Source organism: Mesorhizobium sp. P3_A9 (assembly GCF_056402975.1).
On record NZ_JBFUGJ010000135.1, the window covers coordinates 1 to 15,057 of the forward strand.

General features: G+C 63.8%; 13 protein-coding genes and 1 pseudogene. 2 read left to right on the top strand and 12 right to left on the bottom strand.

Annotated features, from left to right (window positions below):
- The 9 genes from AC1DX0_RS18805 to AC1DX0_RS18845 all read right to left on the bottom strand — a co-directional run.
- On the bottom strand, window positions 1–817 hold an 817-nt coding region (locus AC1DX0_RS18805), incomplete at its 3' end, for an ABC transporter ATP-binding protein (RefSeq protein ID WP_477356402.1).
- Between the two features lie 161 nt (window positions 818–978).
- The gene (locus tag AC1DX0_RS18810; protein ID WP_477219321.1) at window positions 979–1,986 is read right to left on the bottom strand and encodes an ABC transporter substrate-binding protein; all 1,008 of its coding nucleotides are present in this window, start codon (window positions 1,984–1,986) and stop codon (window positions 979–981) included.
- Between the two features lie 157 nt (window positions 1,987–2,143).
- Window positions 2,144–2,923 carry a 4-hydroxy-tetrahydrodipicolinate reductase gene (gene dapB / locus AC1DX0_RS18815; protein ID WP_477219322.1) on the bottom strand — a complete coding sequence of 260 codons (780 nt, stop codon included), beginning with the start codon at window positions 2,921–2,923 and terminating at the stop codon, window positions 2,144–2,146.
- Window positions 2,924–2,931: 8 nt separating this feature from the next.
- Window positions 2,932–5,025: an ATP-dependent helicase gene (locus AC1DX0_RS18820; RefSeq protein WP_477219323.1), complete on the bottom strand. Its 2,094-nt coding sequence runs from the start codon at window positions 5,023–5,025 to the stop codon at window positions 2,932–2,934.
- A gap of 54 nt (window positions 5,026–5,079) precedes the next feature.
- A complete protein-coding gene (locus tag AC1DX0_RS18825) occupies window positions 5,080–5,253 on the bottom strand; it encodes a hypothetical protein (RefSeq protein ID WP_477219324.1) in 174 nt (57 codons plus the stop codon).
- 282 nt (window positions 5,254–5,535) lie between these two features.
- Window positions 5,536–5,820 carry a hypothetical protein gene (locus AC1DX0_RS18830; protein WP_477219325.1) on the bottom strand — a complete coding sequence of 95 codons (285 nt, stop codon included), beginning with the start codon at window positions 5,818–5,820 and terminating at the stop codon, window positions 5,536–5,538.
- 267 nt (window positions 5,821–6,087) lie between these two features.
- Entirely contained in the window at window positions 6,088–7,260 is a 1,173-nt protein-coding gene (locus AC1DX0_RS18835) for a M20 aminoacylase family protein (protein ID WP_477219326.1), read from the bottom strand.
- The gene (locus AC1DX0_RS18840) at window positions 7,253–8,491 is read right to left on the bottom strand and encodes an allantoate amidohydrolase (RefSeq protein WP_477219327.1); all 1,239 of its coding nucleotides are present in this window, start codon (window positions 8,489–8,491) and stop codon (window positions 7,253–7,255) included. Before AC1DX0_RS18840 ends, AC1DX0_RS18835 begins: the two co-directional genes overlap by 8 nt.
- Window positions 8,488–9,696 carry a diaminopropionate ammonia-lyase gene (locus tag AC1DX0_RS18845; protein ID WP_477219328.1) on the bottom strand — a complete coding sequence of 403 codons (1,209 nt, stop codon included), beginning with the start codon at window positions 9,694–9,696 and terminating at the stop codon, window positions 8,488–8,490. The genes AC1DX0_RS18840 and AC1DX0_RS18845 overlap by 4 nt, the downstream gene beginning before the upstream one ends.
- 103 nt (window positions 9,697–9,799) lie before the next feature.
- On the opposite strand from AC1DX0_RS18845, the gene AC1DX0_RS18850 reads away from it, so the two are divergent.
- Window positions 9,800–10,279 (top strand): Lrp/AsnC family transcriptional regulator, encoded by a 480-nt coding sequence (locus tag AC1DX0_RS18850; protein ID WP_477219329.1) that lies wholly within the window; start codon window positions 9,800–9,802, stop codon window positions 10,277–10,279.
- A 29-nt stretch (window positions 10,280–10,308) separates the two neighbouring features.
- Window positions 10,309–11,496 carry a flavin-containing monooxygenase gene (locus AC1DX0_RS18855; protein ID WP_477219330.1) on the top strand — a complete coding sequence of 396 codons (1,188 nt, stop codon included), beginning with the start codon at window positions 10,309–10,311 and terminating at the stop codon, window positions 11,494–11,496.
- A 13-nt stretch (window positions 11,497–11,509) separates the two neighbouring features.
- Here AC1DX0_RS18855 and speB read toward each other — a convergent pair whose 3' ends face one another.
- From speB to AC1DX0_RS18870, 3 genes and pseudogenes are all read right to left on the bottom strand, one after another.
- Window positions 11,510–12,313, bottom strand: a complete 804-nt coding sequence (speB, locus tag AC1DX0_RS18860; RefSeq protein WP_477219331.1) for an agmatinase — start codon at window positions 12,311–12,313, stop codon at window positions 11,510–11,512.
- Between the two features lie 106 nt (window positions 12,314–12,419).
- Window positions 12,420–14,540, bottom strand: a complete 2,121-nt coding sequence (locus AC1DX0_RS18865) for a molybdopterin-containing oxidoreductase family protein (protein ID WP_477219332.1) — start codon at window positions 14,538–14,540, stop codon at window positions 12,420–12,422.
- A 231-nt stretch (window positions 14,541–14,771) separates the two neighbouring features.
- Window positions 14,772–15,057: pseudogene (locus tag AC1DX0_RS18870) on the bottom strand (ABC transporter ATP-binding protein); the annotation flags it as partial.

Genomic DNA, 15,057 nt, shown 5'->3' on the forward strand with positions numbered 1-15,057 from the left:
GCACTTCCTCGCGCAGATCGCTCCAGATCACTTTGGCGATCTCGATGAATTTCGGGTCGTAGCGGATGTCGGCCATGACACGCGGGCGCGGCAGGTCGATGCGATAGACGCTCTTCACCGTGCCCGGCCCGGCGGTCAGCACATAGACCTTGTCGGCAAGCGCCACCGCTTCCTCGAGGTCGTGGGTGACGAAGACGACGGAGGATTTCTGTTCCGACCAGAGATCCAGCAACTCGTCCTGCATGGCGGTGCGCGTCTGCATGTCGAGCGCGCTGAACGGCTCGTCCATCAACAGGATTTTGGGCTGGTTGATGAAGGTCTGCGCCAGCGCGACGCGCTTGCGCATGCCGCCCGAAAGCTGGTGCGGATAATGCTTTTCGAAGCGGCCGAGGCCGACGCGGGTGATCCAGTCGCGCGCCCGCTCATAGGCTTGCGCCTTCGGTGTGCCACGATAGAGCGGACCGGCGGCGACATTGTCGAGGACGCTGCGCCACGGGAACAGCGCATCGGCCTGGAAGACGAAGCCGATGTCGCGGCTGATGTCGGTGACCGGATTGCCCATGACGCGGACATTGCCGGTCGTCGGTCGCAGTAGGCCGGTGACCAGATTGAGCGTCGTCGACTTGCCGCAGCCGGTCGGCCCGACGACGCAAGCGAACTCGCCGCGCGCCACGGTCATGGTGAAATCCCGTATGGCCGTCATCATGTGGCCGTCCGGCGTGACGAAGCGCAGCGTCACATCGTCGATGGCAATCGCGGCATCGGCTGGTGGTGCGGCCTGAGACAGCTTTTTGGCCGCCATGGTTTGCACTTGCATGGCACACTCCTGAGGTGTTGGCGCGGAGATGCCACCGGTCGGCCAGCAGGCCTCCCATCATCGGCATCCGCAAAGGCGCCGCTGCCGAACTGATTCAGCCGAGCGGCGCAAGTTGTTGTTCTTCAACGAACGGAGCGGAAATCCGCACCCGCCAGCCGACGCTACTTGGCGGCGTCGACGAATTCCGTGGTGAAGGTCTTCGACAGGTCGATCTGCTTGCCCTGCAGGCTCTTCGAGAATGTCGAGAGCACTTTCAGCACCGTCTGCGGGCCATCGGCCGGCATCCGGCCATCGGGCGTGAACATCGCCTTGCCGCCGGCCAGGCCCTGTACGTAGAGGTCCTTGTTGCCGGCGTAATAGTCCTTCGGCATCTTGTCGGCGATTTCCTCGGCCGAATGCGTGGCGATGAACTTCATCGTCTTGACGAAGGCATTGGCGAGCTTTTGCGCCTCATCCTTGTGGCCTTCGAGCCAGGACGACTGGACGTAGAAAGAGGCGGCCGGATAGTCACCGCCCAGCGCTTCCTTGGTCTTTTCGGGCGTGCGCATGTCGACCAGCACGCTGGCCTCGCCGGTCTTGAGCAGCTGCGCGATGGTCGGCTCGGTGGTCATGCCGGCCTGGATCTGGTCCTGCTTGACGGCGGCGATGAAGGTGTTGCCGGCGCCGACCGGCAGCAGCGTGTAGTCGCCCGGCTTCAGGCCGTTGCGTACGGCAAGGTACTGGGTGAGGAAATCGGTCGAGGAACCGAGACCGGTGACACCAAGCGTGGCGCCCTTGAAATCGGCCGGCGACTTGATCTCGGGGTGCTTGGCGGAGACCAGCTCGACCTCGCCAGGTGCCTGGCTGAACTGGACGATCGACTGGATGTATTTACCCTTGGATTGCAGGTCGACGGTGTGGTCGTAGAAGCCGACGACGCCCTGCACGGCACCGGCCAGCAATTCGTTCTCGGCCTCGACACCGGCACGGGAATTGACGAGCTCGACGTCGAGCCCCTCATCCTTGAAGTAGCCGAGCTGCTGGGTGAGCACGGCCGGCAGGTAAATCTGCTTTTCCATGCCGCCGACGATGATGGTGATCTTGTCGGCCGCCGATGCCGTGCCCGTGGCAACAAGGGCAAGCGTCAAGGCTGCTGAACGCAAAATGCGTTTCGAGATGAAACCGGTCACTTAACTTCCTCCACCTGGCGGCACGCCTTCCCGGCTACGCCGCATTCCTCCTTACCGGCCGCTCCCGAACCGGTCACACGACGAACGCCGCAATGCCGTCATTGCATGCCCAAGCTTTCAGCTGGCTTTCAGTCGTTCTAGCGGCCGTGGAATCCGGTCACGAGGCTGCAAAACCGAGAACGTCGCGCATATCGTATTCGCCGGGCGGTCGTCCCGACACCCAAAGTACGGCGGCAATGGCGCCACGGGCGAACATGATGCGGTCGCCGGCAGCATGCGACAGGGTGACTATCTCGCCTTCGGCACAGAAGCTGACGCTGTGCTCTCCGACGATGCTACCGCCACGCATCACCGCAAAGCCGATCTCGCCGGCGGGACGCGCGCCGGTGACGCCGTCGCGGACGCGCTTGGCTACCGTGTCCAGTGCGACGCCGCGCCCACCGGCAACGGCATGGCCCAGCATCAGCGCGGTGCCGGATGGCGCATCGATCTTGTGGCGATGATGCGCCTCGAAAATCTCGGCATCCCAGTCGTCGGCATCGAGTGCTCTCGCCGCCTGCTCGACCAGCCCGACCAGCATGTTCAGCCCAAGCGAAAAGCTGCCGGAGCGGACAATGGGAATCGTTTTCGCGGCATCTACTATGGTCGCCAGTTCGGCGGCATCGAAACCGGTCGAGCCAATCACCAAAGCGGGGCTGCTGCGGTTTGCACAAAACCTTGCCAGGTCAGCCGATGCAGCAGGTGTGGTGAAATCGATGACGACATCGGCCATGGCAAGCGCTTCGTCGCGGCTCACCAGCCCGTCGCCGACATTGCCTGGTCGATGGAAGCGGGCGACGAGCGCCAGCCGCGGATCGGCCTGAACGGCCTCCGTCATCCGGCGACCCATGCGGCCGAGCGCGCCGGCGATGGCGATCCTGATCGGCGGTTGCGCCATGACGTCAATTATTTCCACATGCCGCGCATGCGCGCGCCGATGTCGACGCGCACTTCCGGCCGGGGCGCCCTGCCCTGTGCTTCTTGCGCGCTCGGCCATGACACCTGCTGGAACGCAGCAAGGATCGAGGCCGGAATGAAGCGGGTGCGCGAGGCATAGAGATGGCGGTCGCCGCGCGCCGCCTGGCCGTGCGGAAAGAAGCGCTGCGGCATGACCAGGTTGAGATTGTCCTTGGCCCGCGTCATCGCCACGTAGAGCAGCCGGCGCTCCTCCTCGATATCCTCCTTGGTGCCGACGCCGAGATCGGCCGGAATGCAGCCATCGACCGTGTTGAGCACAAAGACATTCTTCCACTCCTGGCCCTTGGCCGAGTGGATGGTCGACAGGATCAAATAATCCTCGTCGCGGTGCGGCGGTCCGGCCTGGTCGCTGGTCGCGTCCGGCGGATCGAGTGTCAGTTCGGTCAGGAAGCGTTCGCGCGACGCATAGCCCGACCCGATCTGCTCGAGCTGCAACAGGTCGGCGCGGCGTGTGATGACATCCTCATGGATGCGCTCCAGATGCGGCTCGTACCACAGCCTGACCTGCTCGAGATCGGCCGGCCATTTGGCGCCGGCCCGCAGGCCGGAATAAAGCGAGACAAAGGCCGGCCAGTCATCCGCCGCGCGTTGCGGCGGGCGCCAGCCGGCAAGGCCCATCGCCTCGTCTAGCGCCGTCGTCATCGTCTCGACGATCTGCGCGGCAGCCGAAGGGCCGATGCCCGGCATCAACTGCAGGACGCGAAAACCGGCGACACGGTCGCGCGGGTTTTCAGCGAAACGCAGGACCGCCAGCACATCCTTGACATGCGCGGCGTCGAGGAATTTCAGGCCACCGAACTTGACGAAGGGAATGTTGCGACGCGTCAGTTCGATTTCGAGCGGTCCGCTGTGGTGCGAGGCGCGAAACAGCACCGCCTGCGATTTCAGCGCCGTGCCGGCCTCGCGCTCGGCAAGGATCGTATCGCAGACGAAGTTGGCCTGCTCGACCTCGTCGCGCACGCTGACCAGCCTTGGCTTGTCGGTTGATTTGCGCTCCGACCAAAGATTTTTCGTAAAACGCTCCGAGGCCTCGCCGATGACCGCATTGGCGGCGGCCAGAATGGTCTCGGTCGAGCGGTAGTTGCGCTCCAGCATGACCACATCGGCGGCCTGTGCGAATTGCTTTGGAAAATCGAGGATGTTGCGCACCTCGGCGGCGCGGAAAGAATAGATCGACTGCGCATCGTCGCCGACCACCGTCAGCCCGGCACCGTCGGGCTTAAGTGCCATCAGGATCGAAGCCTGCAGCCGGTTGGTGTCCTGGTATTCGTCGACCAGCACGTGATCGAAACGCCCGCCGAGATGCGCCGCGATTTCCGGCTCGGCCGCCATCTGCGCCCAGTAGAGCAGCAAATCGTCGTAATCGAGCACATTCTGCGCCTGCTTGGCTTCGACATAACCGGCAAACAGCAGCTTCAGCTGATCGGCCCAGCCGGCGCACCAGGGGAAGGCAGAGCCCAGCACCTCACCGAGCGGCGCCTGAGCGTTGACGGCGCGCGAGTAGATGGCAAGGCAGGTGCCCTTGGTCGGAAAGCGCGCCTCCGTCTTGGAGAAGCCGAGTTCGTGGCGCACCAGATTCATCAGATCGGCGGAATCCTCGCGATCATGGATGGTGAAGGCCGGATCGATGCCGATCTCCAGCGCATAGTCGCGCAACAGCCGTGCACCGATGCCGTGAAAGGTGCCGGCCCAGGTCAGCGCATCGGTGATGACCGCGGCGTCGCGGCCGAGCACTTCGCCGGCGATGCGTTCGACGCGCTTGGCCATTTCGGAGGCGGCGCGCCGCGAGAAGGTCATCAGCAGGATGCGGCGCGGGTCGGCGCCCTTGACGATGAGATGAGCGACGCGATGCGCCAGCGTGTTGGTCTTGCCCGAGCCGGCGCCGGCAATGACCAGCAACGGACCTGCGATCTTGCCGTCGCCATGTTCGACGGCCTGGCGCTGGGCATCGTTCAGCCGGGCGAGATAGGCAGGCTGGGCAGTCGATTCCACAAAGGTCGAATCATGGGCGGCGAGGTTCATCGCCCATCAAGCATCGTTTCCGCTTTGTTCGCAACATAGAAGCGGCACGACGAATTAGCGCCTGTCATCGACACCCATGGCCGCCGATTGTCGGCGCAGAGCGTCGCGGTCGCTTCTCGATGTGGGCAACAGAAGGGGATCGATGTCGCCGGGCACGTCATCGATCATCCTGCGCGCGAGGCGGTAGGTGAGAAAGGCAAAGGTGCCGGCCAGAAGCAAACGGATCATGCTGCGGTCTCCTCTAATAGAGATCAACCGCAGGCGCGGCGTTTTGTTCCCGTTCGCAACCAAACCAACATGGCCCCGTTTTGAGATTGGAGGTTCATTGTGAGATTGGAGGCGGTAGCGATGAAAAAACTAGGATTAGTCCTCGTTCTGGTGGCTTTGACTGTCTCGGCCTGCGACAACAAACTGCCACCGACAAAGGCGCCCCTTGCCGAACAAAGTTCTCACGCCAGCAATCCTGCCATGAACGCAGGGACTGTCGGCAAGTGAATATGGTCGATGCAGTCAGGTGACGGTCGGAGCCTCAGGCATTGACGCGATGCACTCCTCAAGGCGATCGAGGCGGAACTTGGCATTGCGCAATTCGTGCCCTGCTTCATGTCGCTGCTGACGGCCCCGGGACGGTGACGCCGCCGTGAGGTTTCTTTCGAGTTCAGCGATGCGCGCACGCACCTGCCGCGCCTCGTCCTGACGCAACGCCTTTATCCAGCCTCGCCCGCGCATCCGGCTTCCCGCAAATACCTCAAAGACCTGCGGCTTCCATGCCAGAAGAATTTTAACGTCCGGCAAGTGCGAATATTCCAAATTTAATGAGCACTAATTTAGCAGCTTTTCTTTGACGCAATTCCGGACGGAAAACCGTTCACACTTTTCCTGGAATTGCTCTAGCGCCGCAACGAAGAAGGCCGGCGCCGCTTGGGAGGAGAAGGCGCCGGCCAAGCGGATAAGAGGTCCGCCGCGTAGCGGAGGTTAGCTGAGTCTTTCCGTCGCGTCATTGAAGATCGTCGTTTGATAAAAATGTACAATGCCGGTTCGAACAGCCAATCAAATCACGGATCATCTGCCGGTCGCGTTGCCCAGTCTTTGCCTGGCGATGGCGACATGGAAATTCGTGCCGAACAACAACCCGTCATCGTTGAAGTCGTAGCTGGAATTGTGCAGCGGCGCCGAGGCCTCACCATTGCCAAGGAAGACGAAGCAGCCCGGCACGTGGTCGAGGAAGCGGGCGAAATCCTCCGACGCTGTCATCGGCTCGCGGGCGACCGCGATATTGCCGGGCTCGAAGACGTTTTTGGCAGCGGCGAAGGCCGCGTCAACCAGTTCGGCATCGTTGCGCAGCGGCACGAATTCTCGGGTGTAGTTCACCTCGGCGGTGACATTGTAGGCGGCAGCTGTGCCTTCGGTGATGACGCGCATCTGGCGTTCGATCTCGGCGCTGACTTCCGGCCGGAAACTGCGCGCGTCGCCGAGGATGCGGGCAAGACCGGGCAGCGCGTTGCGGGTACCGTCGGTGATCAGTTCGGTCACCGAAACCACCGTTATGTCGGCCGGGCTCAGCCGGCGCGAGACGATGGTCTGCAGATTGGTGACCAGCGCGCAGGCGGCTACCAGCGTTTCGTTGGCCGAATGCGGCCGCGCCGCGTGGCCGCCGAGCCCCCTGAGCACAATCTCGAAGTTGTCCTCGGCCGACATGACAGGACCGGCGCGGGTTTCGAAATGGCCGACGGGAAGGCCGGGCATGTTATGCAGGCCAAAAACCTCGTCGAAAGGGAAGCGCTGCATCAGGCCATCGTCGAGCATGGCCAGTGCGCCCTTGCCCCACTCCTCGGCCGGCTGGAAGATGAAGCGCACGGTGCCGTCGAAACCACCCTCGCCGGCCAGCCGCTTTGCCGCGCCGAGCAGCATGGCTGTGTGGCCGTCATGGCCGCAGGCATGCATGACGCCGGGATTGCCGGAGCGATAGGGCGCGGTCGACTGCTCTGCTATGCGCAGCGCATCCATGTCGGCCCGCAGCGCAATGGCGCGGTTGCCGGTCCCGCGCTTCAGCGTGCCGACGACACCGGTGCCACCGACACCCTCAGCGACATCGTCCAAGCCGAATTCGCGCAGCTTGGCGGCGACGAAGGCAGCGGTTCGCCTCTCCTCGAAGCCGAATTCGGGATGCGCATGCAAATCACGCCGCCAATTGGTCATCTCGCGCTTCAGCGTTTCGGGATCGAGTTCAGCCATTCCTTCGCCCCTCCGCAAGTTCGGTGATCACATCAAGCAGGATGTTGGCGCCAGCAACAAGCTCGGCATCTTCGGTGTGCTCATGCGGACTGTGGCTGATGCCTCCGGCGCTCGGCACGAAGATCATTGCCGCCGGCGCGATGCGGGCGATCATCTGCGCGTCATGGCCGGCGCCCGAGGTCATGCGCCGCGAGACGAGCCCGCGCCTCCTCGACGCGGCCTCGATCAGTTCGACGACTCGACCGTCGAAAATAACGGGCTCGAAGCGGGCCAGCCTTTCGACCGTCACGGTGATGCCCTCGGCGGCGAGCAGTTGCAGAAAGGCAGCCAGCGCCGCCTCCTGCGCCTGCAAGCGCTGCTCGTCGGGATCACGCAGATCGACGGTGAAGACGGCGCGTGAGGGAATGACGTTGATGGCGTTCGGCTCCAAGCGCATCGTGCCGACAGTGGCAACGGTTGGCGCATTGGAGGCCGCCGCAAGGTCGTGCAGGAAGGTGACCACGCGTGCCGCGGCGTATCCGGCGTCGCAGCGCATCGACATCGGTGTGGTGCCGGCATGGTTGGCGACGCCATCGAGAGTGAGGCGCTGCCAGGAAATCCCTTGCAGGGTTTCCACCGCGCCGATCGGAATGCCTTCGCGCTCCAGGACCGGCCCCTGTTCGATATGCAATTCGACATAGATGTGCGGCTTGAGAAAACCCGGTTCGCGGTCGCCGGCATAGCCGATGCGGGCGAGTTCCTGTCCGAGCATGCTGCCATCGGTCCCGACTGCGGCAAGTGCTGCTTTGACATCGACGCCGCCGGCATGGACCAGCGATCCCATCATGTCGGGAGAAAAGCGCACGCCCTCCTCATTGGTGAAGGCGGCGACGGCGAGCGGACGCGACGGCGAGAGCCCCGAGGCCTTCAGCGTCTCGATCACCTCCAGCCCGGCAAGCACGCCGTAGCAGCCATCATAGATGCCGGCGTCGATGACCGTGTCGATATGCGAGCCGATGAGCAGCGGCGCCTCGCCTGCATTGTCGGCGCTCTGCCAGATGCCGAAAATATTGCCAATGCGGTCGATGGCGACATCGAGCCCGGCCTGCCGCAGCCAGCCGACGAAGAGGTCGCGGCCCTGCTTGTCGGTGTCGGAAGCGGCCAACCGGGTCAGCCTGCCCTCATCGTCGCGGCCAACGGCACCGAGTTCACGGATGCGGCCAAGCAGGCGCTTTGCATCGATCGCGATCATGGTGTCGCCTCGGCTGCGAGCTTGCCGGCCAGCACATCGGCCGAACTCATGCCGACCAGTTCGGCATAGCGATGCGGGTCGGTGGCACCTTCGGTATTGATCACCAGCACGCGGGATTTGCCGTCGAGGCCAAGATCGGCCTTGTTCTCGCCCATCGCCCGGATCAGTCCGGCAAGGCCGACGCCGCCGCTCTCGCCAGCGACGATCACCGGATCGCTGCCGGCCGGCCGGGCCAGCCGTCGCATCACCGCGATGGCGTCGTCCTCGTCCACGGTCATGAAGGCGTCGGCGACGCGCGCCAGCACCCGCCAGGCGACCTGTGAAGCTTCGTAGCATTCAAGCATGGCCATCACCGTCGGCTGGTCGTGCGCGACCTTGACCACATGCCCTGCCCGGGCAGCCGCGACAACGCAGGCCGCGCGGGCCGGTTCTACGACAATGAAATTTGGCCTGGCGTCGCCGAGCACGATGGCGAGATGGCCGGCCACTGCGGCGGCAATGCCGCCGACGCCTGCCTGAACGAAGACGTGGGTCGGCGGTTCCCGGAGCTGGCGCAGCGCTTCGCGCACGATCGCCGTATAGCCCTGCATCACCAGGCCGGGAATGCGCTCGTATCCCGGCCACGACGTATCCGACACCACGGTCCAGCCCTTCTCGGCCGCGACCTTGGCGGCTTGCTTGACCGAGTCGTCATAATTGCCATCGACACGGACCATCTCCGCCCCGTAGCGGCCGATCGCGGCGATGCGCTCGTCGCTGACGCCGGCATGGACAAAGATCACGGCCCTGGCGCCGGCAAGCTCGGCGCCTTGCGCGACCGAGCGGCCGTGATTGCCGTCGGTGGCGCAGGCAAAAGTCATCCTTGCGGCGACCGCGCGAACATCGGCCCGGTTGAGATCCTCGACATCGACAGGGCGGCCAAGCCGCTTGCCTGCCTCCTCCAGCACCAGGCGAAAGACAGCATAAGCGCCGCCCAGAGCCTTGAAGCTGCCAATACCGAGACGAAAGCCCTCATCCTTGACATGCAACGCACCGACGCCGAGTTCGCCCGCCAGCGCCGGCAGCGCATGCAGCGGGGTCTCACGATGATTGTCACGATGGGCGAGGAAGCGCTCGACTGTGTCGGCTCCGGCAATTCCAAGGATTTCAGCGTCGGCCGTATCAAGCGGCTTACCGTGCAGAGCATTGCGATTTGGCAGGAACACTGGCGTCTCCTTGGCAGTCCGCGAGACCATATTGCAGCGGGGACGCAAAGTGCGCTGTAATTGAACCTCCGAAATGCAAGTTTGTTTCGCCGGGATATCTCCATTGCCTCCATCGCCACCTTCACTCGACAGTTTCGATCTCGCCATCCTTGCTATCCTGCAGCGGGACAACACGACGCCGCAGCGCCTGATCGGCGAAGCGGTGAACCTGTCGGCGCCGGCGGTGCAGCGCCGCATCAAGCGCATGAAGCAGACCGGCGTCATCGCAAGCAATGTCGCCATCATCGAGCCCGCGGCGGTCGGCCAGCCGATCACCATCTTCGTCGAGGTGGAACTGGAGAGCGAGCGCACCGAGCTCATCGACGCGGCCAAGCGGCAATTCTCGGAAACGCCTGAAGTGCAGCAATGCTACTACGTCACCGGCGAAGCCGACTTCATCCTCGTTCTCACCGTGACGGATATGGGCGCCTATGAGGCGCTGACGCGAAAACTGTTCTTCGACAGCAACAATGTCCGGAAATTCCGCACCTTCGTCGCCATGGACCGCGTCAAGGTCGGGCTGACGGTGCCGTTGCCGGATTGAGCCTTGCCAGCCGGCTGGCTCGAGTTGCCATGCTTTTGACATTCTCCGGAAGCGAATTGGGTTGGGAGGCGCGCTTGGACGACACCACGACAGTAGCGATCATTGGTGCCGGGCCGGCGGGCCTGGCCGTTGCCGCATGCCTGCGGCAGGCCGGCATCGACTTCGTCATCATCGAAAAAGAGCAGCAGGCCGCGCCTGCCTGGCGGCGCCACTACGAGCGCGTCCACTTGCACACGACCAAGCGCTACTCGTCGCTGCCCTTCGTGCCCTTTCCCAAGCACTATCCGCGTTATGTGCCGCGCGATCTCTTTGTCGACTATCTCGATGCCTATGCGCAACGCTTCGACCTCAAGCCGCGGTTTGGGGAAACGGTGAAAGCGATCACCCGGGAGGGTCGCGGCTGGCTCATCGACGCCACATCCGACCCGTTGCGCACCAAACATGTGGTGATTGCGTCAGGCTACAATGCCGAGCCCCTGCGGCCCGGATTTGCCGGCATAGACACCTTCACCGGCAAGACATTGCACAGCGCCGATTATCGCAATGCCACGCCTTTCACCGGTCAGTCGGTGCTGGTCATCGGCATGGGCAATACCGGCGCCGAGATTGCGCTCGATCTGGCAGAAAACGGCGCACAGCCGACGATTTCCGTGCGCGGCGGCGTTCACATCGTGCCACGCGAACTGTTCGGCGTTCCCATCCAGATGGTCGGCATGGCGACGCGCCTGGGGCCGCAGCGCCTCAACGATGCTCTTTTCCCCGTCATCCTCGACCTGGTGCTGGGCAGGCTGGAAAAATATGGGCTCAAACGGCCGGGACATGGATTGCTGGAACAGATTGCGATTGCATCGCGCATTCCGGTGATCGACGTGGGCACCATCGGCAAGATTCGCGAAGGCGCGATCAAGGTCGCGCCCGATATCGCCGAGATCTCGCAACGCGGTGCGCGCTTTACCGACGGCAAACACGGCGAATTCGACGCGATCATCTTCGCCACCGGCTACCGGCCAGGCTATGCCAGATTTCTCGAGCCCGGCATCCAGCCGGACCGCAGCGGCGTTACCCCCCAAGCGTCGGATCTCGGCCTCTACCTCATCGGTTTCCACAACGCAGTCACCGGATTGCTGCGCGAAATTGGCATTGAGTCCCAGGCGATCGCCGACGACATCCGGCACCGGGTGAACAGGAAAAAGGCTTCCGAAATCCTGCCGGTGTGATCCGCGGGCTGCCTTATCCCAGTGCAGTCTTCAGCATCATGCCGGCGATCTCCTTGGTCAGCTTGGCGGCGACAAGCGCCGTCATGTTTGAGAGATCCTGGCGCGGATTGTATTCGACGATGTCGGCGGCGACGATCGGCTGGTCGATGCCTTGAATGAGATTGATGACCTGCCGGGTCGACAGCCCGCCCGGCTCGCGGTGCGAAACGCCGGGCGCAAAGGCGGGGTCGAGCCCGTCGATATCCATCGAGATATAGACCGGTGTCTTGAGGTCGAGCCGCAGGCCTTCGCTGAAGCGCGCCGCCTCCACCACCTCGACGCCGAAACGCTTGAACTGGTCGCGGTGGTGGTCGTTGACGGTGCGCAGCCCGATCTGGATCAGCCGGACGGCGAGCCGATCCTCCATGATGCGCGCGAAGGGTGATGTATGCGAACGCGGGTTGTCGCCATAGGAATGGTAGATGTCGGGGTGCGCATCGATATGAACGATCGTCAGGTCGGGGTGACGTCGGTGCACCGCGCGCAGCACCGGCCAGGAGATTGCATGGTCGCCGCCCAGGCTGATCAGCGGATGGCCGGCATCCAGCGCGCGTCCGACCTCGCTTTCGATCCGTTCCCAGGGGTCGCCGCCACCCGCAAAGTCGATGTCGCCATGGTCGACGAAACGGCCGGTCAGATCGAAGCCGGTCTCACTCCACGAACTGTAGGCATCGGAATGCAGCTCCCGCCGGATCAGGGCCGGTGCTTCGGCCGCGCCGCTTAGATAGGACGAGTTCTCGTCATGCGGTATTCCCAGAAGCGAAATCGCGCCTGCCATCGACATCCTCCCCGATGCTGAGAACGCCCTCTATAGCCGCGCGAGTTGGCCGTTGCGACGACAGCTGCTTGGGCCAGGTGCAGCGCCAGGAGAGATCGGCGGCCGGCTAAGCCGCCAGCTCGTCCGCCTTGCGCAGCCAGACCTTATTGTCGTGGAAGGCGGCACCGCCATAGGGCGCGGGCGCGTCGGCGCCGGTCAGCACGTTGATGCCCTCGCCGCGCTCATGCGCGCCGTTTGGCCAGATGCCTTCGGCGATCACCACGCCGCGCTTGATGCCGCCGAAGAATTTCGCGTGCAGCACCAGGTCGCCGCGCTGGTTGCCGACCTCGACACGGTCACCATCGGCGAGGCCGAGGTCCGCCGCATCGTCGGGGTGCAGGAGCAGCACCGGCCTGCCTTCCTTTTCCTTCGACACCGGCGTCTCGGCAAAGGTCGAGTTGAGGAAATTGCGCGCCGGCGAGGTCGTCAGCCGGAACGGGTGCGCCTCGTCGGCCACTTCGATCAGATCGATATGGTCGGGAAACTCGGGCAGTTGTTCCACCGGTCCGAACAGGCCCATGCTCTTCGGCGGCCGGTTGGGAGCCGCCTGGCCGGTCCAGTCGGCACGAAAGCGGAATTTTCCATCCGCATGGCCAAACCCCTTGATGAAATGCGCGGTCTCGAAATCCGGCTGCAGATCGAGCCATTTTTGCTCTTTCAAGCTGTCGAAGCTACCCAGCCCGCGCTTGCCGAGAATGATGTCGATATGCTGCTGCTCGGTGAGGCCAAAGCCGGGGCGGTCGGCGACGCCGAGACGCTCGGCCAGCTGCTCGATGACGAAATGGTTGGTGCGCGGCCCCTCCGGCGGCTCGATCAGCTTGGGGCCGAGCGTGATGTGCTGGTTGCCGCCGCCCTTGTAGACGTCGTCGTGCTCGAGGAACATCGTCGCCGGCAACACGACATCGGCAAGCTTGGCGGTGTCGGTCATGAACTGCTCATGCACGCACGTGAACAGGTCGTCGCGCAGAAAACCCTGCTTCACCAGCCGCTGCTCGGGCGCAACGTTCACCGGGTTGGTGTTCTGGATCAGCATCGCCGTCACCGGCGGTCCGCCGTAAAGCGCATCTGCAGCACCCGTCAGCACCGGACCGATGCGCGAATGGTCGAGATAGCGGATCGAGGGATCGCGCATCCTTGAGCCTTCCAGCACATCCTGGTTGAGCTTGAAGATGCCGGAATTCGAATGGAAGGCGCCGCCGCCCTCATACTGCCAGCTGCCGGTGACTGCGGCGATGCAGGAGGCGGCATGCATGTTGACGGCGCCGTTGCGCTGGCGGGCGAAGCCATAGCCGAGGCGGAAATAGGTTTTCTTGGTCGTACCGACGAGGCGGGCGAAGGCTTCGACCTCGGCGACCGACAGACCTGTGATCTCGGCCGCCCACTCCGGCGTGCGCGTGCGCAGATGCTCTTCCAGACCCTTCGGATCGTCGGTGTATTTCTCGAGATAGGCGCGGTCGGCCAGGCCTTCCCTGAACAGCACATGCATCACCGCGCAAGCCAGCGCGCCATCGGTGCCGGGCATCAGAACCAGGCCCATGTCGGCCTGCTTCATCGTCGCGTTTTCATAGACATCGATGACGACGATTTTTGCGCCGCGTTCCTTGCGCGCCTTGATGGCGTGGGTCATCACATTGACCTGTGTGACCACGGCATTGGTGCCCCAGATCACCACGCAGTCGGACTTCGCCATCTCGCGCGGGTCGGGCCCGCGCAAGGCGCCGGCCCCCATCATCCAGCCGGTCCAGGCGAGGTTGGTGCAGATCGAGCCGAAGAAGCCTGAATACTTTTTCGCATGACGCAGCCGGTGGATGCCGTCGCGCTGAACCAGCCCCATCGTGCCGGCATAGAAATAGGGCCAGACCGTCTCCGAGCCGTATTTTGCCTCGGCGGCGATGAACTTTTCGGCGACGAGGTCGAGTGCGGCCTCCCAGCTGGATTCCTTCCAGATGCCATCGCCCTTGGCGCCGGCGCGGATCAATGGCTTCAGCAGCCGGTCGGGGTGGTGGACACGGTCGGCATAGCGCGCAACCTTGGCGCAGACGACACCTGACGTATAGCTGTTGGACTTGGCGCCATGGACGCGGCCGATGCGATTGCCGTCGAGCAACTCGACCTCGAGCGCGCAGGTCGACGGGCAATCATGCGGACAGGCCGAATGGCCGATGCGGAGCTTGGCGTGCTGGTTCATGGGGGGCATGTCTAGCGGGTTTCAAAGGGCGCGTGTAGGGCCAGATGATTAGCCAATCTCCCCACTTGTGGGGGAGATGTCCGGCAGGACAGAGGGGGGCGCGAAGGATCGCGACCTATCTATTCGTGCCCGAAGCCGGCGGTAGGCGATTGCAAAAAGACTGACAGGTTGGCGGGACAGCGCCCCCCTCTGCCCTGCCGGGCATCTCCCCCACGAGGGGGGAGATTGGCTCTACTCCGCCGTGCCTTCCTCATATTCGGCCGACATGGTCAGCCATTTTTCTTCGTGGCCGGCCAGCGTCTGGGCAAGCTGCGAGCGTTCCTTGGCCAGGCGTGTCGCCGTCGAGGGATCCTTTTCGTAGATCGCCGGATTGGCCAGTTCATCCTCGATGCCGTCGATACGCTTGCGGATACGGTCCATCAGCGCTTCGGTGGCGCGGATTTCCTTGGCCAGCGGCTCGAAGGCGGCGCGGCGCGCTGCCGCATCGCGGCGGCGGTCGGCTTTTGAGGCCTTATCC